This is a genomic window from Vibrio sp. AND4, assembly GCF_000171815.1.
Lineage (GTDB): Bacteria > Pseudomonadota > Gammaproteobacteria > Enterobacterales > Vibrionaceae > Vibrio.
The window spans coordinates 338534-361140 of sequence record NZ_ABGR01000002.1 but is presented as its reverse complement, the minus strand read 5'-3'; the positions used below and the strand labels follow the sequence as shown (position 1 = coordinate 361140).

15 protein-coding genes, 3 tRNA genes and 1 pseudogene are annotated in these 22607 nt (G+C 42.0%); 15 read left to right on the top strand and 4 right to left on the bottom strand.

All coding sequences use genetic code 11. The features are described 5' to 3' along the window. Window positions 1–442 precede the first annotated feature (442 nt). The 9 genes from hppD to AND4_RS04300 all read left to right on the top strand — a co-directional run bounded on the left by hppD (window position 443) and on the right by AND4_RS04300 (window position 9330). Window positions 443–1516, top strand: coding sequence for a 4-hydroxyphenylpyruvate dioxygenase (gene hppD / locus AND4_RS04340; RefSeq protein WP_009841687.1), 1074 nt, complete (start codon window positions 443–445; stop codon window positions 1514–1516). Continuing rightward, window positions 1509–2639: a homogentisate 1,2-dioxygenase gene (locus AND4_RS04335; RefSeq protein WP_009841686.1), complete on the top strand. Its 1131-nt coding sequence runs from the start codon at window positions 1509–1511 to the stop codon at window positions 2637–2639. Before hppD ends, AND4_RS04335 begins: the two co-directional genes overlap by 8 nt. 9 nt (window positions 2640–2648) lie before the next feature. Then, window positions 2649–3686: a fumarylacetoacetate hydrolase family protein gene (locus AND4_RS04330; protein ID WP_009841685.1), complete on the top strand. Its 1038-nt coding sequence runs from the start codon at window positions 2649–2651 to the stop codon at window positions 3684–3686. A 14-nt stretch (window positions 3687–3700) separates the two neighbouring features. Next, the gene (maiA, locus tag AND4_RS04325; RefSeq protein WP_009841684.1) at window positions 3701–4384 is read left to right on the top strand and encodes a maleylacetoacetate isomerase; all 684 of its coding nucleotides are present in this window, start codon (window positions 3701–3703) and stop codon (window positions 4382–4384) included. 400 nt (window positions 4385–4784) lie between these two features. Further along, window positions 4785–5219 carry a type III secretion system chaperone gene (locus AND4_RS04320; protein WP_009841683.1) on the top strand — a complete coding sequence of 145 codons (435 nt, stop codon included), beginning with the start codon at window positions 4785–4787 and terminating at the stop codon, window positions 5217–5219. A gap of 10 nt (window positions 5220–5229) precedes the next feature. Beyond that, window positions 5230–7962, top strand: a complete 2733-nt coding sequence (locus tag AND4_RS04315) for a hypothetical protein (protein WP_009841682.1) — start codon at window positions 5230–5232, stop codon at window positions 7960–7962. Between the two features lie 178 nt (window positions 7963–8140). Next, window positions 8141–8803, top strand: coding sequence for a DUF2726 domain-containing protein (locus AND4_RS04310; RefSeq protein ID WP_009841681.1), 663 nt, complete (start codon window positions 8141–8143; stop codon window positions 8801–8803). A 337-nt stretch (window positions 8804–9140) separates the two neighbouring features. Then, window positions 9141–9217: transfer RNA gene (locus tag AND4_RS04305), tRNA-Val, on the top strand. A 36-nt stretch (window positions 9218–9253) separates the two neighbouring features. Next, window positions 9254–9330 (top strand) — tRNA-Val (locus AND4_RS04300). 307 nt (window positions 9331–9637) lie between these two features. Here the strand turns inward: AND4_RS04300 and AND4_RS04295 are convergent. Together AND4_RS04295 and AND4_RS04290 are read right to left on the bottom strand one after the other, a co-directional pair. Beyond that, window positions 9638–10099 carry a hypothetical protein gene (locus AND4_RS04295; RefSeq protein ID WP_009841680.1) on the bottom strand — a complete coding sequence of 154 codons (462 nt, stop codon included), beginning with the start codon at window positions 10097–10099 and terminating at the stop codon, window positions 9638–9640. A gap of 9 nt (window positions 10100–10108) precedes the next feature. Continuing rightward, on the bottom strand, window positions 10109–12064 hold the full coding sequence (locus tag AND4_RS04290) for an alkyl sulfatase dimerization domain-containing protein (RefSeq protein ID WP_009841679.1): 1956 nt from the start codon (window positions 12062–12064) through the stop codon (window positions 10109–10111). 143 nt (window positions 12065–12207) lie between these two features. Between AND4_RS04290 and AND4_RS04285 the strand changes: the two are divergent. Further along, window positions 12208–13049 (top strand): annotated as a pseudogene (locus AND4_RS04285) (IS5 family transposase). 35 nt (window positions 13050–13084) lie between these two features. Then, window positions 13085–13161 (top strand) — tRNA-Val (locus AND4_RS04280). A 282-nt stretch (window positions 13162–13443) separates the two neighbouring features. Here the strand turns inward: AND4_RS04280 and AND4_RS04275 are convergent. Continuing rightward, complete coding sequence (locus tag AND4_RS04275; protein WP_043991450.1) at window positions 13444–13977, bottom strand: hypothetical protein; 534 nt, start codon at window positions 13975–13977, stop codon at window positions 13444–13446. Between the two features lie 921 nt (window positions 13978–14898). Between AND4_RS04275 and AND4_RS04270 the strand changes: the two genes are divergently transcribed. Continuing rightward, entirely contained in the window at window positions 14899–16386 is a 1488-nt protein-coding gene (locus AND4_RS04270) for a lytic polysaccharide monooxygenase (protein WP_009841677.1), read from the top strand. Between the two features lie 213 nt (window positions 16387–16599). On the opposite strand, the gene AND4_RS04265 is transcribed toward AND4_RS04270, so the two are convergent. After that, window positions 16600–17238, bottom strand: coding sequence for an HD domain-containing phosphohydrolase (locus AND4_RS04265; protein WP_009841676.1), 639 nt, complete (start codon window positions 17236–17238; stop codon window positions 16600–16602). 196 nt (window positions 17239–17434) lie between these two features. On the opposite strand from AND4_RS04265, the gene AND4_RS04260 reads away from it, so the two are divergent. The 3 genes from AND4_RS04260 to AND4_RS04250 all read left to right on the top strand — a co-directional run bounded on the left by AND4_RS04260 (window position 17435) and on the right by AND4_RS04250 (window position 22542). Further along, entirely contained in the window at window positions 17435–17680 is a 246-nt protein-coding gene (locus tag AND4_RS04260; protein WP_009841675.1) for a hypothetical protein, read from the top strand. A gap of 152 nt (window positions 17681–17832) precedes the next feature. Next, window positions 17833–20181, top strand: coding sequence for a hypothetical protein (locus tag AND4_RS04255; protein ID WP_043991449.1), 2349 nt, complete (start codon window positions 17833–17835; stop codon window positions 20179–20181). 18 nt (window positions 20182–20199) lie between these two features. Continuing rightward, a complete protein-coding gene (locus AND4_RS04250; protein ID WP_009841673.1) occupies window positions 20200–22542 on the top strand; it encodes a DUF1566 domain-containing protein in 2343 nt (780 codons plus the stop codon). The last annotated feature ends 65 nt before the right edge of the window (window positions 22543–22607 follow it).

The window sequence follows — 22607 nt, the reverse complement described above, 5'->3', positions numbered from 1 at the left end:
GCGTGAAAACTGTCCAGAATCAAAAAATATCTTTGCCTGACAGAATTCTGACCTGCTGATCACCCGTGATGATTTAACGGTCACCGTGTCATTTATCTAATCGATGCTGCCCGGGAATAAGCCTCTGATTCACCGTTGTTTGTAATATAAAGATAAGCGTCTGAACGAAAAATGCCCGTGGTAACACTTTGTTTACATGTTGTTATGGTGTGCAAATGGATGGTGGGTTGAATAAGCCACTGATATAAAAGGGGGTGTTTTGATTTTTTGTGAGCATTTTTTGATGGGGGTGTTCGTGTAACATATGATTTACAATTTGTGATAAAAACTGTGTATCGTCAGATTTTTACGTGGCTATTCCAATTTTTCTTATCTTGCGCCAAGTTAAAACTATCGGAAAAGAACGAACGTTCAAACATGGTAATGACATAAGGAGAAAGTCATGGTGGACACCTACAACCCATTAGGCACGGATGGATTCGAATTTGTGGAGTACACGGCGGCAAGCAGCGAAGGCATTGAACAACTGAAAACACTGTTTGTATCGCTGGGTTTTGCCGAGATCGCAAAACACCGTTCTAAAGAGGCTTGGCTTTACCGACAAGGTGACATCAGTTTTATCGTTAATGCTCAGCCGCACAGTCAGGCACAAGGCTTCGCGAAAGTTCATGGCCCCTCTGTCTGTGGCATGGCCTTTCGCGTGCAAGACGCTAGCGTGGCACTCAAGCAAGCGCTGGATAACGGTGGCGAAGAGTACAAAACGGAAATCGGTCCGATGGAGCTGAGCATTCCGGCAATATACGGTATTGGTCAAAGTCTGCTGTATTTCGTTGATCGTTACGGTAAGCAGAGTATTTACGATGTCGACTTCCGGTTCTATGACGATGCAGATCAGCGACTAGCGAAAGCCGACGTCGGCCTGTACGAAATCGACCATCTGACCCACAACGTGAAGCAAGGCAACATGGACGTGTGGTCTGGATTTTACGAGCGTATTGGTAACTTCCGTGAGATTCGTTACTTCGACATTGAGGGTAAACTGACAGGGCTTGTGAGCCGCGCAATGACTGCCCCTTGTGGCAAAATTCGTATCCCTATCAATGAGTCTTCTGATGACAAATCGCAGATTGAAGAGTTCATCCGTGAATATAACGGTGAAGGTATTCAGCATATTGCGATGACAACCGATGATATCTATCAAACCGTGCAAACACTGCGTGATCGTGGTATGGACTTTATGTCAACGCCGGACACTTACTATGAAAAAGTCGACGATCGCGTGAAAGGGCATGGCGAAGATGTTAGCAAACTCCATGACCTTCAAATTCTCATTGATGGTGCACCAACCAAAGATGGCATCTTGTTGCAAATTTTTACTCAGACCGTTATTGGTCCGGTGTTCTTTGAAATCATTCAACGTAAAGGTAATGAAGGCTTTGGTGAAGGTAACTTCAAAGCCTTGTTCGAATCGATTGAAGAAGACCAAATCCGCCGAGGAGTACTAAGCGATGCATAAGTGGATCACATTCCCTCATCGGGAGGGGGTGTGCTCTAAGCAAGCACATGCTGATTTCCCGAAAGAGGCAATTTACGAACGTGAAGCGGGGCGGAGTGGATTTTTTGGCCCTGCGGCACACTTTCACCATCAACATGCCCCGACAGGTTGGTCTGAATGGGAAGGGGATTTACGTCCACGCGCTTTTGATTTCAATTTAGTTGAAACAGCGAGTCAGCTGTCACCTTGGGCAGTACCATCTCTTCTGCATAATGCCAATTGTAAGATCCGCGTGTGGCGTATGCATGAAAAAATGGATTTCTTGGTTAGAAACGCCGATGGTGACGAATTATTATTTATCCATCATGGTGCTGCTGACCTTTACTGCGATTATGGTCACCTTAAAGTGAGCGAAGGCGATTACGTGATGATCCCGCGTTCAACCAATTGGCGATTAGAACCAAGCGAGCCAATGTTTGTTCTGATGATTGAAAACACTGATGCTGCTTATTCTTTGCCAGAGAAAGGGATGGTGGGCAATCATGCTGTATTCGACCCTGCCATTTTGGAAACGCCATCGATTAACGATATGTTCCGAGCGCAATACTCAGAAGAGCTAACTCAAGTTCATGTTAAGCGCCATGATAAAGTGAGTGTGGTGACTTATCCATTCAATCCGCTAGATGCGATTGGTTGGCACGGTGACTTGGCTGTGGTGAAAATGAACTGGCGTGATATTCGTCCTTTGATGTCGCATCGTTATCACTTACCGCCTTCTGCCCACACCACTTTTGTTGGCTCAGGATTTGTGGTGTGTACGTTCGTACCCCGTCCAATTGAGAGCGATCCTGGTGCGCTGAAGGTACCGTTTTATCATAATAATGATGATTATGACGAAGTCTTATTTTATCACGCAGGGGATTTCTTCAGCCGAGACAACATTGAAGCAGGCATGGTGACATTCCATCCTGCTGGCTTTACCCACGGTCCTCACCCGAAAGCGTTCAAAGCAGGTCAGGAATACAAGAAGAAGTTTACCGATGAAGTGGCCGTGATGATTGATACGCGCCACGCGCTCGAGTTTTCTGACGAGCTCGATAAGGTTGAAAACAAAGAATACGTCTATAGCTGGCAAGAGAAGTAAGGGGCAAGGATGAAATTAGCTACTAAGAAAAATGGTACTCGCGATGGCCTGTTGATGGTCGTGAGCAAAGACCTAACACAATGTGTTTCGGCAACCGAAATTTTCCATGCGATGCATCTCGCGCCAACCATGCAAGTGGCATTGGACAACTGGGATAAAATCGCCCCACAACTGGAAGAGCTTTATAACGCGCTAAACAATGGTTCGGTGTCAGGAAGTGAAGAGTTTGAATCCCACTATTTAGAATCACCATTGCCTCGTGCATATCAATGGGCGGATGGCAGTGCTTATGTCAATCACGTCGAACTCGTGCGTAAAGCGCGCGGTGCGGAAATGCCAGAAAGCTTCTGGACCGACCCTCTGATGTATCAAGGCGGCTCAGATGCGTTTATTGGTCCTTGCGACAACATCGAATTTGCGAGCGACGAGTGGGGTATTGACTTTGAAGGTGAAGTTGCCGTGATCACTGGTGACGTGCCAATGGGAGCAAGCATCGCAGAAGCGCAAGGTTCGATTCGTCTTATCATGCTAGTTAACGATGTATCTCTGCGTGGTTTGATTCCAACGGAGTTGGCGAAAGGTTTTGGCTTCTTCCAATCGAAACCTTCATCGGCCTTTTCTCCTGTCGCAGTAACGCCGGATGAACTTGGTGAAGCATGGTATGAGAATAAAGTTCATTTGCCTTTGGTTTCTACTTACAACCATAAGCCATTTGGTTGCCCGGATGCAGGCGTAGATATGACGTTTGATTTCGCCGACTTGATTGTACATGCCAGCAAGACGCGTCCACTTTCTGCTGGCGCTATCATTGGTTCTGGTACGGTGTCGAACAAGCAAGGTACAAAACATGGGACCTCTATCGAAGAAGGTGGCGTGGGCTATTCCTGTATTGCAGAAGTGCGCATGATTGAAACCATTCGTGATGGCAAACCGTCGACGCGCTTTATGTCGTTTGGTGACTCGATCAAGCTAGAGATGTTTGATGCAGATGGCAACTCAATCTTTGGCGCGATTGATCAACAAGTCAGTCAATATCTGAAGCACTAAGAGGCAAGGAAGCAATGAGTGACAACATCACCCTCCATGGTTACTGGCGTTCTTCAGCGGCTTATCGAGTGCGGATTTGTTTGAACTTAAAAGCCTTGGGCTACGAGTCAAAATCCGTTCATTTGGTACGTAACGGCGGTGAACAACACAGCGCGGAATACCATGAGTTAAACGCATCGGAGTTGGTGCCAGTGCTGGTGGATGGTGATGTTCAGCTAAACCAATCTCTTGCCATCATTCAATATCTTGATGAGCAATATCCCCAAGTTCCAGTAATACCAGAACAATCACCTCTTCGTTACCAAGCAATGGCGATGGCCCAGGATATCGCGATGGAAATCCACCCGCTTAATAACTTGCGCATATTACAGTACCTAGAAATGCAGCTGTTGTGTGGGCAAGAAGCAAAAATCGAGTGGATTCATCATTGGGTTAACCGTGGTTTTGTCGCATTAGAAGAAAAATTAAACCAACATCGAAATCAAAACAGAAACAGTGTTTTTGGTGTCAAATCCTACAGTTTGTTAGAAACACCATGTATCGTCGATATCTGCTTGGTGCCACAAGTCTATAATGCGTTGCGTTTTGGCGTGGATATGACGCCTTATCCTGTGATTACCTCGATTGTTGAGGCGTGCAATCAACTGCCTGCATTTATAGATGCCATGCCAGAAAATCAGCCCGATTCAGATAGATAATATTAGCCAACGAGACCTTTAAATTGCCGCAACGTCTATAAGCCACGTTGCTCTCGCTGAACCAAGTATCTTTAGGGGGCCTGGTATCCTCTATGTTTAGTCCGCTTTTTCTTAAACCTGTGCAGCTGAATTAAAACGCTAATATTCTATCTGACACTTGCCCCCCATTATTAGGTCGACTCCCGAACTCGACCATACTTTGTCAGACGCTAACCTCTCGCAATCAATTTATGCGCCAGTTTTATGGGTATATTGTCAGTTATTGATAAAAGTGTGACTTTCATTGGTAACACGCTTCAAGTGACTGTTTTAGTATGAATTTATACCGAGCCCACGATGGCAGTTCGTCATCTGAATCATTATGAGGCCGGAATTTAAGCCTACTAGATTTGGAGTTGTTATGGATAAAGTGCAATGGGAAAAGGTGCTTGGCGATGCAGTAGAGCAGCCAGTCTCTTTCGATGAATTCTCACTTGCGGCGGTCATGTTTGATAAGCCTAAAATGATGGTCAATTTCGAATATCGAACCAACGAACTTGTTGTTTATGCCTTAGTGGGAGAGCTGATAGAAGAAAAGCAAATGCGCCTACTTCTTGAGGGCAACTGTCTCTGGAATTCAACCAATGGTGCGACGCTCTCATTGTTCGATGAAAATCGAGTTTTGCTCACTTTGGCTGTAAACCACCAAGACCAACTTCGTTTTTCTGATCTTCTTTCGGGGTTTGTCGATGCTGCTGATTATTGGCAGCAAAAATTATTGGAGAGGGAGCCTACGACTACTTGTGCTCAGGATATGAGCGGCTTCTCTCTCTCTCACAATTCTTTGTTTGTATAAAGGTAAAGACATGATTTCAGTGAATACATCTCTTGTTGACAATTCTTCTAGAATCAATTCAGTACAGGACGTTGAAGGCGCCCAAAAAATTAGCCCGTTAGCGCTAAATGTATCGAAAAACCCTCAATTGACTGGCAGTGCCAACTTATCATCTGCACATCGTGTAGAGTCATTGTTTAGTCAAAATCAACGGGAAACCTTTGCTAATTTCCCTCAGACTGTTCAAACGGCTCTATTGGAAACGCCGTATCTAAAAGAAAAGAGCGACACCTTATCTAACCAAGAGTTTGCGAAGGTTCTCTCTGCTGCGGGACATTTAGAAACGTGTTTAGGCTCTTCCTCTAGCAACTTACAACTGTTTGCCAACGCGTCGCTTGGTAACGTGTTTAAAGTTGGCGACAGCACAGTATTGCTTAAAGCGCTCGAACGTCTGCCTGCTTCTGAAAGTGTCAATCATGCCCGCGATGCTGTGTCTAAATTAGAGGGAACTAAAACCCCTGCTAATTACAGTAATGCATCCCAAGCGCTGATGAATGTACACAAAACCTTGGAAACGGGTTCACAAGACCAAGCTCGAATTGGCGGATTGGCAGAACAGCTACGTTGCGAAGGGTTAGCGCAACTGCGTGACCAATTTAAACAGCAGTTAATAGAGCAGTTTAGTGGCTTGACAAAGGGCGGGTCGGAGTCTGCTGTATCGATCTCTCTTGATATCGGTGGCGCGCTTGGTTTATTTAATCTTGAGGCCGCGTCGGCAACTGTTAAGCTAAAATACGATTTTAAAGTATTTGGCAGTGATGATACAAAAATTCGTGAGAAACACAATTTTTCGCTTGGAGTCGCAGGATCGGGTGCCAGTGGTGCACCTGTAAATATTAATGTTGGTGGCAATTTGGGGCTAGGTACAGCTCAAGTTTTCCCGAATCTTAAATCGTTTGTGGATTATCATGCCAATGATATGGTCGCGATGCTTGCAGGGAGCGGCGTTAACAAACTGATCAATCTTGGTGGCATTCATCAAGCTCGCCAAGCTGATCAGCTGCTTGAAAGCGTCGTTGTAAATAACCATAAATTACAGCAAGACTTACGTCAGCACGGGATCTTAGAGCAAGGGGATAGAATAGAGACGAAAATTAAAAAGCATGGTGTTCCGGTGAAAGCTGAAACCTCTGCTAAAGGTATTTCAATTGGTGGTGGTTTAGGAATAAAAGATTTTTCTAAAATCAGCGTAGGGGGCTCGTTTTCCAAATCCGAGACTCATTTCACTAAGCATACGGATTTACTCCAACAGCTTCGTCAGCAACCGCAAAGACTTATGGCCCGCAATCCAGATTACTTTAGTATTTCGGTGCCACTTGGAGGTGATACAAAAGACAATGAGTTTCTTGGCAATCGCAAAACTCAAAGCGGTTTAAAAGGTTTGAAGTGGATGGAAGATAAGGCGTTGGAAGTCAGTGAACTTGCCAAAAAAGCGAAAGCAGATCCAGCTTCTCTTGACATAAAGACGGGCAAACTCAATGTCGATGTCTTGAAAGCGAAGCGTGCTGAAATTAAAGACGTCATCACCGCCTTGTTCAAAGAATACGATAGCTATTCAACCATAGTTAATCAGAAGGATTCTAATAAAAGCAGCGATGCGCGTAAGCAAATGAGCATTATCAAGCATAGTATGGAAAATGACCGTGGTTCTAATGGTCGAGGTGAGTATTTACGTGCGGTAATTTGTAGCCATGTTGCGTTGACTCAAACCTACCTAGCGAGCTTTTCTGATGGAGAAGTGCCTTATTTGAATAAAGATGAAGCGGCATTTTGTCAATTTCTTAGTGATGTGGAACGTACTTACAGTAATCCTCAAATGAACCTTGATCAGAAGCGACACATTGAAAAACAGTTAACATTAATGTCGGGTGCGCAAAGTACCAATGTACAGAAGAGTGGTAATGTATCTGTACAAATCCCGGGTGTGAACAAAGCTGTTGATATGGTGGTTAAACACAGCAATATTACAGGCCATATCAACCCGAACAATGATGGCGAGTACCTAAACATTGCTTTCACTGCCGATATCCCTCTCGGTAAACCATCATCAAAAGAGAGGGTTGACGGTCCTATTATTCGAGCTGCTGTGGGTGAAGCCCTTAGCCAGTTTCTATCAAAAAACGCCATCGAAGTGGAGTTAGCAAATGACGCGACTTTAGGGCTAGAGGGTGCACTTGGGTTGGGCGCAAAACTTGAATTAAACATGGTGAGAGGGGAAGACAATAAATTCCATATTCAATACATCCGTGCAACAGAATCTATCACAGTAGGAAGTAAAGGTGCCGCTGCTGCAGGGGCTGTTAAGCTAGGTGGTGGTGTGAGCGTATCGTCTAATATTCATTTATCTGAGCGGCTAGGTGATGATACATTAACCTACTTACAAAAGAAGTTTAACGGTTGGTCAGTGGGACAGCAGCCGGAGCTTTGGCAAAGTTATTGTGATAATCACCAAAAAGATTTGGGCAAGCTGTTCACTAACCTGCTTGAGCCTTCTAGCAATGCGTCTTTGGAGCTAACCAAGATGGTTGGAGATACAGCGGATATGAAAGTACTCAAATCTGACCTGATCAATAAAATTGGCGAATGGGCGACAGACAAGTCTGAGGCAAAGTTTAACAACGCATTAGACGGTTTCAATAAGGTACTTGCCGGCCAGCATAGTGCATTTAAAAATGAAGCTGCCTCTCGTTTTAGTGCGAAGTAACATTAAGTTTATTGCTTGACGTTAGTGGTTTGCAGCAGATTTGCTGTAAACCACTGTATTTTTTTCATTGTGCCCATTCAGGGATATCGTCACCTCAGAAAGTATATCGGCTCTATTGCTCTATTGCGGTTTTCCGTTTAGGCTTTGTTCAATTAGTTGTTTTGGGCTTTATTTATCTATGACCAACATCTTTATTATTGTTGTGCTTCTTGTTGTTTTCTTCTTTGTCATTCAAAAATACGTAATAAAAAATGATGACACTCGTGACTTTACGTACCGTTCGAAAGGCCCTTTGCTTAAAGGACAGGAGAGCGCATTTTTTAATGCCTTAAGAACTGCAGTTGGTGACCATGCAGTCGTATTTGCCAAAGTAAACATGTCGATACTGATTGCGCCCAAAGAGATTAAAAACAAAAAGCAGTTCTTCATTGCCAGCAACCGAATTTCTCGTAGCTACTTTGATTTCGTTATCTGCGATCCCAGAACACTAGAGCCGCGAGTAATTATGGAGTTTGATGATGGTCAGCAACTGCATAAAGGTAAAGTCGAGCGCCAAAAGTTGCTCATGCACGTTTGTAAATCAGCGAACCTTCCTTTGATTGGTGCATCGGTCAAACACAGTTATCAAGTAGGGCGATTACGTCGTTTATTAGCGGCACACATTGATTTGATTGAACCAGACAAAGAAATTCGTTTTTGTAAAAAATGCAGCAGCCCTATGATCATTAAAACGGCCAGCCAAGGAGAGTTTAAAGGTCGACGCTTTTTCACTTGTAGCCGTCAATCGAACTGCACATATACAGAAAACTACAATGTGGTGTTTGAAACTGACGATGCATAAACATCATCTCCCTAGACGATGAAAGACTTTAACCGGATTAGTTAACGTTTTTTCTGCCTCACGACTAAGAGAAGCATATTTAAGCTTCCACTCGGTAATTTTGTAAAGAGGTAAAATAGAGCAGCACTATGCCAAGTGATGTGACTTAAGATAACAAACCTAAACAATAAAAGTATGCTAAACCAAACTTTTACAGCGTGTAGGGCATCAGATTGCCGATAAAACCGCCTGTAATAGGATGTTCAGTTTACATTTTCGCCAAACGAATCAAAGATGATGAATTTGTGCTTGCGCCTCTGATGGGATATCGCTAATATCTATCCCGTTCTTAAGGAATGGGTCCGTAGCTCAGTTGGTTAGAGTACTACCTTGACATGGTAGGGGTCGGCGATTCGAGTTCGCCCGGACCCACCACTCCTTAACGCATAAAAATGCAAAGAACAAAAGTTTGGATCCGTAGCTCAGTTGGTTAGAGTACCGCCTTGACATGGCGGGGGTCGGCGATTCGAGTTCGCCCGGATCCACCAAATTTAACAAGAAAGCCAAGCATTTAGCTTGGCTTTCTTGTATCTGGCGTTTAGCAAATCGGCGTGTATTACGACGGTATTGACAGTCTTAATCTATTAAAAAGCTAAAGTTCAACTTTGACTAAAGTCCCTATACTCAACCAATGAACGATTTCTATAGCCTGTACATTCGCCGCAAATAAAGTGAATAATCCAATTCACCTTACTCAGAGCCGTTAGATACCTAAACATAAAGACTTTTCAGCGAGATAAGAAAGCCTTTATGTTATATTCAATTGAACAAACACCAAAGATTAGTTTTGGGTGTTTATATCTCACTCAATACCCCAAGCCCGCGAGCTTGATCAATCGATATCTGGTTTGATATTAGATTATGTAGAGCGGCTTCGGATATTTGCAGCACTCTGGCGTTATCGTTCGGAGGTGGGACGTGAACCTCAATTGAATTATTTGTCTCACTAATGCGCGACCACAGCTGGCGATCAACTACATAGATATAGGAACCTGGAGATAACTCTGGGTTTGCCTTGACCATCATATTTAACCACCAACTGGCTCGTCTTAGCCCAGCTTCACCTTCAATAAGCTCTAACGGGTTCATTGATTTGGCTCGAATAGCCAACTGTGTCGAGATTGATACATCTAGTGCTCCAGGGTAACTTTCGCTAAATGGATTAGTAAACAACCCATCATATGAGCAAGCCCAGCTGGTTGGGCTTGCTAAGGCGATAACACCTGAAGCGATATAGGTTATTACTCGCTTCGTCATAATCATTCCTTAAGGCGTCACGATATTGAACCAGAAGTTGAAGCTATCCAACATTCCTACAAAGTCTTTCAATACTTTTGGGTCACCATCGACTTTGATAGAGCCGTCTGCAATCGCCTTCTCTAAGTTGATGTTACCAAGCTGAACATCATCTAACGTAGCTTTAGTTAGTTCAAGTGAAACGTCAGGCTTTTCAGCAAGCTTCTTCGTATGGTTAAGAACAGAGTTTTCAACATACAAAGAGTATCTCTCGTCGAGGTCGGTGAAAATCATATTCATTACAAATGCTTTACCTGCTGCTTTTTCTGGCAAGATTCGAACGGCTAAATAATCGAATAGCATTTCTGGGGGCATGTTTTTAATAATATCTGGAGACGCAGTTGTTAATCCACCACTACTAGAAACTCCGTTTCTCAACTCATAAGCCCCTTGTAAGTATACCGAGCGCCAGGGACCTGACTCGGCTTGATAACCCATTTGTTCATAGGCATCCGCTAGTAGTGCTTTCCCTTTTTCACTTTCGGGGTTAGCGAACACAACATGTTTGAGCACTTCGGCTACCCAGCGATAATTACCTTTATCAAAGTCAGCTCGTGCTTTCTTGATGGTTTCTTTTTCACCTCCCATATACTCAACATAGTTAACCGCAGCATCTGTTGGTGGCAGGTTGTTTAGGTCGGACGGGTTACCGCTGTACCAACCCATGTAGCGCTGATACACTGCACGGCTATTGTGGCGTAAGGTGCCGTAGTAGCCTCTTGAACTCCAGCTATTTTTAATCTCGTTTGGAAACTCAATCAGCTCAGAAATTTCTGAGCCAGTGTAACCTTGGTTCATTAAACGAACGGTTTGGTCGTGAGTGTACTTGTACATATCTCGTTGTGTTTTAAAGTACTTGGCAATATCTTCCTGCCCCCACATTGGCCAGTGGTGACTTTGGAATTTAACTTCTACATCCTCACCCCACATATCAATCGTTTCTTGTATGTAGCTTGACCACTTCAAAGCATCTCGAACCTGTGCTCCACGGAGAGTGAGGATATTGTGCATCGTGTTAGTGGTATTTTCTGCCATCCAAAGGGCTTTTTTATCTGGGAACCAAATGTTCATTTCGGTTGGTGCTTCGGTACCTGGGGTATATTGGAAAACCATTTTTACACCATCAATGGTACGCTCTTCACCGGTTTTCTCGATGATGTCAGTTGGCTTGATCATTGTAGCCATACCAGTAGAAGTTGTTTGCCCCAAACCACCATTGACACCTCCTTTTTCATCTCTGGGAAGCATTGATCCATACATATAAATGGCTCTGCGTCCCATTGCGTTACCTGCAATTACATTTTCAGACACTGCATGCTCGGTAAAACCGAAAGAGGCAATAATAGGAACTTTACCTGAAGTCACGTCTTTCTCATCGACAACACCTCGCACTCCGCCAAAATGGTCAACGTGACTGTGGCTGTATAAAGCACCAGTAACTGGTCTTTCACCTAACTCTTTATTGATAAAATCAAGTGCCGCTTTGGCGGTTTCTTGTGAAATAAGAGGATCAAATATAATCCAACCAACATCACCTTTAATAAAGGTGATGTTGGATAAGTCATAGCCACGAACCTGATAGATACCATCGGTAACTTCAAATAAGCCATTAATCATGTTTAATTGGGCGTTACGCCACAGGCTAGGATTAACAGTGTCAGGGGAAGGTTTGTCCAGACCAATGTACTTTTTATATGCTTCGAGGTCCCAAACAACGTCGCCTTTTCCGTTTGTGATTGTTACCACATCTTGCTTGGCAATAAAGCCTTTTTGAGCGTCCTCAAAGTCCTTCTTATCACTAAAAGGTAAGTCTTGTTTGACCTGGTTGTTTACATTTATTGTGGATTGAGTTGCTTCTTTGGGTTCAGATGCGCTAGCACTTAGCATTACCAACATAGCTAACCCCAACGTTACTAATTGTCGCATGCAATTTCTCCTCATATGCAATCTATTTAATAAAAATAGATAAAAAATAGGTGTAACGTGCAGTTTTTTACGGCTTTGTTGCTGAAATCCTTTATCAAGAAACTACGATCTGATCGGCTACACCCATTACTCGTCGTAGTCTCATGCCTAAACCTCGTAACAAAACAACTAACTGGAAACAATACAGCTTTAATCAACCGTGGCTCTTTGACCTTTTGGACTGATGAGAAAACGATAGCCGAGTGGAAGCAAAACAAATAAAGCAAGCGGTGTAAACCAAGCCGATTCAGTGACTTAGCTTTTATTACCGCACTGATGGTGAAACGCGTTTTCTCTATGCCATTGAGAGCGCTGCAAGGTTTTCTCGACTCAGTATTTAAACTCGCTAACATCCCGCTTATTTGTCCAGACTACACCTGTATAAGCCGTCAAGCTTAAGAAGTTGAGGTTTCATTTAAAAACAAAACCAGAGGAACAATACAACAGCTGTCCATTGATGCTACTGGCCTCAAAGTTTATGGGGAAGGTGAATGGAAGGTCAAAAAGCATGGTACTGACGGGAAGCGCAGAGTGTGGTGTAAGCTGCATATTGCTGTAGATACCAGCACCCACGAAATAATCGCAGCAGAGTTAAGTTTATCTAACGTAACCCATGGCGGAGTACTCCCCAACTTACTTAAGCGGACTCATCGTAAAATCGTTGGAGATATCAGGCGATGGCGCTGCCTTCTGGGAGCAAGGGCACCCTCGCCATTTTGCGGTAGGTTGCCAGAAGTTCTGCGGCTCTAACAAGAAGTGGAAAAATCGGTATGGCTATCATAAGCGTTTACTATCAGAGACAGCAATGTATCGAGTGAAACAGTTGTTAGGCGGAAAATTAAGCTTGAGGAACTACAACGCACAGGTTGGTGAGACTTACGCAATGCTCAAAGCATTGAATAGGCTAACGGGGGTAGGTATGCCTGAAACTCATTATTTCGTTTAGGAATTAAGCAACAAAGCCTGCAGAATGTTAAATTTGGGTCCTTAGTTCAGTTGGTTAGAGTACTACCTTGACATGGTAGGGGTCACCAGTTCGAATCTGGTCGGATCCACCAAATTTAGTTCTTCGTGTACAGACACAAAGCCCGCTGATTTAGCGGGCTTTGTTGTATTTGGGGTTTATACCTAACTTCTCGCAATGATGACAAATGACGGGGCATTCTTTCATGTTGTAACGCTCGGTAACTTCATTTAAAACTGTGTAGGTAAAATAATAACGACTTATCGAAAATTTTAACCTTGTTACCGAGCCTTTTGCCTGCGTTAAAACTGATAACCAACGTTTCAGGAAAGACCACGATATAGTTATACCTGAAAGCCTCTCTCTAGTGTGGTTTTTAAACGGTCGGGCTTGCTTGCACAGTTACTGACACATCGACTTGACCTTTAATCTCAACCGATTCGACTTTCGTTTTGTTGCTCACCGTGAGATCAAGAATGTCCTTACTAACTAGAGGTGTATCTCGTTCTAAGGGATGACCTGAGTGTTCGTCATAAACAAGCACATCAGCTTCATTCGCTGGCACACTATTGAATGAGACAGTGGAGCTGAGGTACATCCAGTCGGCTTTTACTAGACTATGATTGTAGAATTTATTATGTCTAGCTTCTACGCGTACAGCGCCCGAAGTGAACGTACCGTCACTCTCTACGGTAAGCGTACCAGTTTCTATATCGCCGCCATTGAGCCCTGTAATTGTTATGTTTGACCCAGGTGTAACACCGCCTGCTCGTCCTTTCCAAAGCACCGTTGCGCTTGCTACATCTTTTGGGAAAACAGGTGGCACAGGTTCTATTGGATCTGCTAGCGAAGTCCCAGAGACGATTATTAACGCAGCAGAGCTGACAGTAGCAAGTTTCTTTAATTTCATTGTCGCTCCTTTTTATTATTTAATGATTTAAAAAATACTCTTCAAGTTCAAAGTTAATCAGTACCTAAAGTCAAAGTACTCTTTGATAGTAAAAGCATAGAATTATGGGATTGTTGTCACTTATTTCGAAGTAAAAGCTGATTAAATCCTATGTAAGCGGCTTGCGAGACGATGACTTTTGATTCTAAAGATCTAAATCTCTCTTTAGGAATTTTTATAAGAGCGATGACAATGCTCCTTTAACAATCGTTGATTTATAACCGCGATAGATGAAATTGTTATCTTTCATTCAAGTCAATTCATAGCAACTGGATCAGGCATCTAGGGATGTAACTTGACTATAAGTAATCTTACGCAGTGCAATTATGTGGGTAATAATGATAAGAAGCATTGGCTTTATAAAAGAAATATGTGGGTAAAGATTGGAAGATTGTTTAATTTTATATGTATTATTTTTTTAATAACAACTAACGATATTTGTTATTTATCATTCATAAGGCAGAATAGTAGGTTGGCACTATTCGTTTATTGTATATTAGAGTGTAATTAATAAGTTCCCTTAATTGATACCATTAAAAATATATGGAAACCAGGTCACAATTACTGGTAAATATTCTTATGTTTAATAGCTGAGTTTTTTGAGGTTTTTACTCTATTTTACTAATATTTCTTAAGTTTGATTTTTTCTTAAACTACTGAAAGTTAAGGATTTAATTTGTTTGGTTTTCATCTTTGTAATAATTGGAAATAATTAAATTTGTGATGTTAATTCCTATCAATAAGTACTGCTCTTTTTTTGAAAAAAGTTAAGTATATTATTTTTAACTGTTTTATTAGTTAAGTTATAAAGCATGCGATAGGTGATGGCAGATATATAAATCGGTTGGATCTTATTTGCACAAAAAAAGAAGAGAGCAAAAAGTGAAAGCAAATAAAAATATACTAAAGGTAGCAGTGGGCATAGCGATGTTATCCGGCCTGCCAACAGCAGCAAATGCTCATGGTTGGTCAGAGTTTCCAAGTGCTCGTCAAAATACATGTTATGAGCAAGGTGGAGTTTGGTCGGGTAATCCACCAAATGCAGCATGCGCCCAAGCGAAAGATATTTCGGGTACTTATCCGTTTGTTCAGCGTAACGAGTATGCCAAGAACATCACCGACTTCAACAACATGGAAGCGGTGAAAGCAGCAATTCCTGATGGTACCCTGTGTTATGCAAACGACCCACAGAAGAAAGGTATGGGAGCACCACATACAGCTTGGACGCGCACTGAGCTAAATACCGGTACTTTTGAGTTCGTATTTAATGCTACTGCACCACATAACCCATCTTTTTGGGAGTTTTACCTAACCAAGCCAGGTGCTGATCTGAGCAAGTCGCTTGCTTGGAGTGATCTGGAACTTATACAAACAGAAGGCAACGTGCCTGTCGAAGGCGGTAAATACCGCATGAATGTTACCATTCCTTCTGATCGTTCAGGTGACGCAATTCTGTATGTTCGTTGGCAACGTGATGATGCGGCCGGTGAAGGATTCTACAACTGCTCTGATATTACTATCGTAGGTGGTGATATAACACCACCTGAGCCGACACCACAACCTGATCTTGTAAAAGGTGACTTGTACATCCCGGCTGACTTTGTCGGCCCAGATCTTGGTGACACGGTTAAATACGACATCATCAACAAATACGGAGAAGTTGCGCGTAGCTTTGATATTGAAGTTAACGAGTCAAACTTCAATGATTGGAAACGCCTGCTCGCGTCAGAGATCAATGGTTGGCACGAAGAATTTAAAGATGGTGCAGTGTTCGTTGGTGACTGGCATGAAGAAATGTCTCACTACATGTACTTCCAAAATGATCCTGCACGTAACTTCTTCAATTCAAAAGACAGTCGTGCGTCAGGTGTCATTTCGGTTATTGATGGTGATGAAGGAACGGTTGAACCTCTGACAGGTGAACTCTTTGAGCTTATCAAGAGTGATAAAGTTGTAAACGCGGGCGACAAAGTTGTAATAGCGATCAGCGAAGTGGCGAACTTGACCCAGACTCAAGGTACGGCGGTAAGCATTCTCAATAACGGTACTGCATCTATTGTGGTAGACACAAAAGCAATTACTCAAAACGAAACACTGTCGTTTGTCGCTAACGCCATAAACAGCGAACGTAAAGAGACATTCACATTTGAAGTGACTACGGACGAGGGGAGTATCGAACCAGAACCGATGCCTGACCCGGAGCCAACACCAAACGGCGATGATTGGAGCGCAGCAAAAAGATACTTAGGCGGTGAAGTGGTGTCTTATGGTAACGAAAAATGGAAAGCTCAGTGGTACACCCAAGGTGGTAGTAATCCGAAAACGACCTACCAAAATGATAAATGGGGCGTTTGGCGTCCTGCCAGCTAATCTCATTTCAATAAAGCCAAATCGAGTTGGCTGATGAGCAAGTATCAAAGCCATCGTTCTTGTTAGTAGAGCGATGGCTTTTTCATAAGAAGAAAGATTGGTTGATATCGAGTCATTGATGGTCTTGAACACAGATTAGTTGGCCCCTCAACTTTGGTAAGTCTTTCCCCATTGTTATGAATAGGGGGATACCATCTTCTATTAGTTCGCTTTTTAGAAAAATTCAGGCGAAGAGTTCGGCAAAGAATAATCTGACCTAATGTAAGCGATAAATTCATCGACCAGATCCGGGTTAAATTGACCACTCATTTTTTCGTTCGAGAGAATACTTAAGGCTTGTTCACGACACATTCCTTTTCTATACGAGCGATTGGCTGTCATCGCGTCCCATGTATCGATAATTGCAAGTATCTGAGCGCAGAAGGGGATATCATTTCCTTCTAGTTGATTCGGGTATCCAGTGCCATCCCAACGTTCATGATGAAGAAGGCCTACTTCCAATGCGGACTTCAAACCGGGGTACTGTTCCCCAATAGGCAATGTAGACTGAACATGTTTGTTCATGATACGACGCTCAGCTTGGCTAAGTTTTTTCTTGCTATGAAGAATTGATAAAGGTGTATTGAGTTTACCAAGGTCATGTACTAGCGCTGAATTAAAAAGTAATTCAGTGTCGTATTTAGACAGACCAATGAACAATGCAAATGAATATGCATATAGTGATACATTCATCACATGGTTATAAGTTTCTTCGGAGTGGTCTGCCATTTTACTTAATAGTGCTAAGGCAAACTTTGAATGACTATATCTACTTGATATTTGATAGACTAAGTCAAAATTTGTCTTTTTCATTCTGTTATTCGTTAGAGTCGTGAAATTAAATCTATTATCTTTTAAAAAATGTTCTGCTTTAAATGAATGATGATTAAATCGGCAGGTTTTCACATTCATTTATCTTTAATAACTTTTAAGTATCAGTTTAATTGGATTTTAGTTATCGATTTTCTTGTTTCTGATATCTTTAATTAAAAATTAGCTGTGAAGATTTATGAAAAAAGTGTCGTATTTAGCGATTTGGAGAGAAACCATTGTTAGGTTTGCTAGTGAAATAGGATATGTTCAATTAGAAAGAGGATTAGGCAAAGATGACATCATGGTAGTTTTAGATACCAACATCAGACAGTTGAAAATTGAAGTTATACTTTCGGATTCTAGTTTAAACTATGATATAAAAAGTGCGCAAAGTTGCATAGATTTTTGTCTTCTTTTACGCTCAATCGAGAGTGTGAAGTGAATTTAGTTTTTTTTAGGTCTCGAATTGATTGCCTTTATTATTAATATTTTCAATGGTTTATGTATTATTAATGTAGAATAATCATGATTTAGTGTTGTTTTTGTAGTCTACAAAGCATCATTTCGGTCTGTTTCTTAACCCAATGATTCAAAATGACAGTTTATCATGCACCTCGACTTATAAGTGGATTGAGTCTAAGTTCTTTGGCCTCAATTTTTGTTTTACCGTTTTTGTCAGCTTGTAACGGTGGGGAAGAAAACCACACGGGTTCAGAATTACCAATCCCTATTGATACAGCTGCAATATATTCTGAAAATGTCAGCATGTATGGCATAGCTGGAAAGAATAACACCGTAGAATTGGCTAAACACGTTTCTATAAGCGACGGTTCTGATTTTTCTGTTGAATCGGTAAAATCAATATCAGGTGACGATTGTAAGATAGCCAACATTAATGCCAATAACTTTGAAGTATATTCTGATGAAGTTAAGGACTGTATTTACCAATATAATGTTTCACCTACCGTTTCGTCAAATAAATCAAAATCATACACTCGTGTCGCTTTTGGTAAGAATTATTCGTCGTCGTTCTTACCTAAAATAGTTGCTTCAACAACCCTTGGAGAGCCGCTACTCATAGACTTAAAGCGCAAATTAGGAGCATCTTTTCCAGGGAAAACTTTCGTTCTTCAGGACGATATCGTATCAGCGGGAGGTGATGTTGAGCGAATAAAAAGTGATAAATTGAGCTTTAGTCCGACAGAAAATGGAACAAGTGTAGTCTATTTTAGTTACTCAAATGGCGAGAAACTATTATTAGGCACGCTTGTTGTCTCTGTATCAGCCATAACTGATCCGCTAAAAGCTGATAACTTTGAATATTCCAATCAAATCAAAGTCGGTGAGAAAGTTACTATTGACGTCGCCCATCATGTGGAAGGTGGCAATGAAGATTACAATAGACCCCAATTAATTGCCGTTGAAGACTTTAACTCGACACTAAAGTTGACTGACCCAACCAACATATTGAACACCAAATTTGATTTTTCATCTCAAACACCTGGAAACCATGATGTTGCCTATACGGTGACCGACCATTTGGGTAATTACACCACTGCTCTTGTCAGAGTAGAGGTCGAGCCTGATTTCTCGTTAATTCAGGATTGGGAAGACATCGTCGTCCATGATTCAGTCATCAATTCCGACATTCGTTTTTTTGCGCCAATGAGTAAAGTGTTTGCTGATTACGTTAAAGCCCCTTATACCTCGATAAATACCGAAAATGGCGACCGAGGTCCCGATGGTGTTGAGATCGTAACTCAAACACTCCAGCAAGCAAGAGATTACTGTAAAACTCGAGGGGGCCGCTTGCCTCTCCAACGAGAGGTTGATGCTCTAATTGCCCAAGAAGGTAACGCTTTTGAGAAACATAATTGGCCAACTGAAATAACTTATTGGACTTCAGAAAAGGCCAGTGAAGCTAATGCAATAACTAAAAGTTTGTTTGATGGAACTGTTGGGCAAAATCCACAAAATGAAGCTCAGTATACGACTTGCGTGGACATGAGTAATCCTAAAGTGCAAGGGTTTAATGTTTCACTTGAACTACAACATTCTGAGGACAATGAATATCAGTATTTCTTGACAGCCATTGGCCCGGATGGTGATGTAGCTCCATATCAAGACGTTGAATTAGCAGTTAATGACGATAAAGGGCATTTTGACTCTCAAGGGTCAACGGCAAGTTACGTTACTGATGATATTGGTCACGTTGCGTTTTCATATTTCGATACTTCATTTAACCGCGCCATCATGACGGTTAGCTTAAACTCATTAAAAGAGTGGTTCCCTTTTAGACCTGTTTGGGAAATTACCCCTTTGGAAGTAACAGATCCTAGTAAGTGGAACCATGTAGATACTAGGTATGGTACAACGGGCAAAATCCCCGGAATTGGAAATCAAGGAATTCCGATCTTATATTCTATATACTATTATCGCGGTATGGGGAGTAGTACGGTATATAAAACGCCCTTTAAAGGCGATGAATTTATGATGGTATACCGAATACGTAATTTAGGTGGTCAGCATGGCAGCGTTTCATTTTTCATTCAGCAGGTGGGTAATTTACCAAATAAAAACGATTGGTACGACATAAATGAACCTGGCGCCCCTCACACGAGTAAAACGTTAAATATTGTTCAGGAATATTATGAAAATAGAATTTATATTCATAATGGTTTCGGAAATCAAATTGCAAATAAGTACAATGCTAATGACAACGATGAATATCGTTACTATTGGTGGCAAAAGAAAGGCGACAAACTGTACCACTATGCTTCTGAAAAACCAGAAATACCGAGTGAGCCTATATTCGTTATTAATTATGACTGGGGTGATATAGATCCAAATCAGCCTTATTGGGTTGGCTTTGGTGGCGCCACCAGTTGGGATCAAAACGATTTGCAAGCCTATATCTCAGAGGCAAGCTTTGGTTCATATTAGTGAATATGGAATTAAATTATGAAAAATTATGTTAGTGCAGTTTCTTTAGTGTTGTTAATGGGTTGTCAAGGTGAATCTGGCTCGGAATCTAAAACGCCAGATTTATCCAAAAATGTAACGATCCAAGCTGAAAGTCTTCAGTCGAAGGCATTTGTCAATGAAGAGCGTCTTGTTACGGTGAAGGCCCGAACTCAGGGCGCGGTCCCTGTCAAGTTAACCTCGGTAAAGCCTTTGCAACCGGGTCAAGGGTGCAAAGTATCCAAAATACAGGGGATGACATTTTCAGCTTATGCCGATGATATTCGAGAATGTAGATTTGAAACCACCGTCGAGCCTATTGATTCATTGAGATTCAAGGGGCAGGCAAAAGCGATAAGCCGTATTGCGGTTTCCGAAACGGCGAGCAATTATGCTCTGCCTAATATATCTATAACTGGTGACCTTGGCCAATCGAAAATTGTAATCAATCTAAATGATGAATTGAAAGGCCGACTTGAGACGTCAGGATATACACTGGACGAAAATGCCACAGCTTCGGACCGGAGTTGGTTAGACTTAAACACATCGGATAATTTAATAACTTACACACCGTCAGCATCTGGTGCTGTGCAGATCATGTATTCTATGTCTGATGGAAAAGAGACCAAACTCGGAACGATCTATTTAGCAATCTCCGATCAACCAAACTCTAACCCTATTGTTGATAGTTTTGATTATGACAAACTTCTGAAAAAGAACACGGTATATAGTATCAAGCTCGCTGGGCATATTACTGATAACGAACAAGCCCCGATTCTTAAAGAGGTCATTGCTTATGACGCTACCATAACTAACGTTTCACAACACGACTATACCTTTGATTTCAAGTCGTCGACGCCCGGTAGGCATGAAGTTGCCTTTATTGTTGAAGATAAGCAAGGGGGTTATGGAGTTGGGCAAGTAGTCATAAACGTAGAACCCGAATTTGATATTCTACAAGATTGGTCTGATATAACGATCATGGATCCGGTATCAAACGAGGATATTACATTTACCGCGCCCTTATCCAAGGAGGTCGCTGATTACGCAAATGTTGATTACCAGCACTCAACAATGTCATCACCTCCTTATGGACCGAATACAAAAATTGTATCGATGGATTGGCACCAGGCACAAAAATATTGTTCAACTAGAAACGGTAGGCTGCCAACATCACGTGAGTTAGAAGCTTTAAAGAACAAAGTAAAAAATGCCTTCAATTCAGATGGATGGCCAACACTGCTGCCTTTTTGGAGTATCATAAAAGGTAATGAAAGTACTGCAGAGGTATTGTTCTTAAACGAGATACCAGAAGTTAGATTGATGGATATAAAAAATGGAGCCTTGGTAACTTGTGTCTATCTTGACGGTAATGTTCGAGATTTTAAGTTAACAAAAAGCGAGAGAGACGACGACTTTAGTGATCTTAGCAAAACACGCCGAATTACCGCAACACTAGAAGACCCTGATGGAAATCCAGCTGTATTTCAGGATGTATTATTTTGGTCACATTACAAACAAGGAGGGTTTGGAGATGATCAGTCTGATGAGACAACAGTTATGACCGATATCCATGGACGTGCTTCCGTTAACTACGAGTTTACAAGTGGTGTGGATGATGTGGTAATGTCTCGCTATGGTGATAGCGCTGCTTTTACTGCTATTGCTCGTAGTACTAGAGATATTTCATCTGTAGAAATCCAAGGCGTTGATTACATTAACGTGGGTTCCGATCAAAGCTCCATCAAAGAATACTATGAGTTAAAGGGGGTACAAGCTGATGGCACACCCACGATAATAGATAATTCACTGGTTGTATGGAGTGCTCAGATTGATCCACCAGAGCTAGCTCAATTTAATAACGAAACGGCTGAGCTTACCACACACCCTCAGCCAACAAATACGAATGGCACAGCCACTATAACTGCTTGCACTACAGAAGAAATTTGCAACACAAAAGTAGTCACACTGGGTAATGGGCTTATAAACGTAGATAACTCGAACCTTGAAATTACTGAAGTTAAATGGAGAGCCAAAAAACCTCCTTACGGTGCTTGCATTAAATCTGTTGTTGGAAGACCGATTGTTGTCGGAGACACTATCGTTCCGACTACGGAATTAAATATACGTAATTCTACAAGTGTTGTTGGCGGATATTGCGGCTCTACGAAGACGTACCAACTTAATTTTGGTCGTGGCTATACTATCTCAGAAGTTGACTCATCTATATTAGGTAGTGGTACTTACAAAATTAGTTGCAAGTCTCACGGGCAAGGAACGATAAGGTTAACCAAGAAAGCAGATAGCAACCAGACAACAACGGTGACTATTAACTGTAATTAAGAGTGGATGCCTAGGTAGATTATTACCTAGGCATTTTTCTTATTAAGGTAGAGAAAGGAAGTATC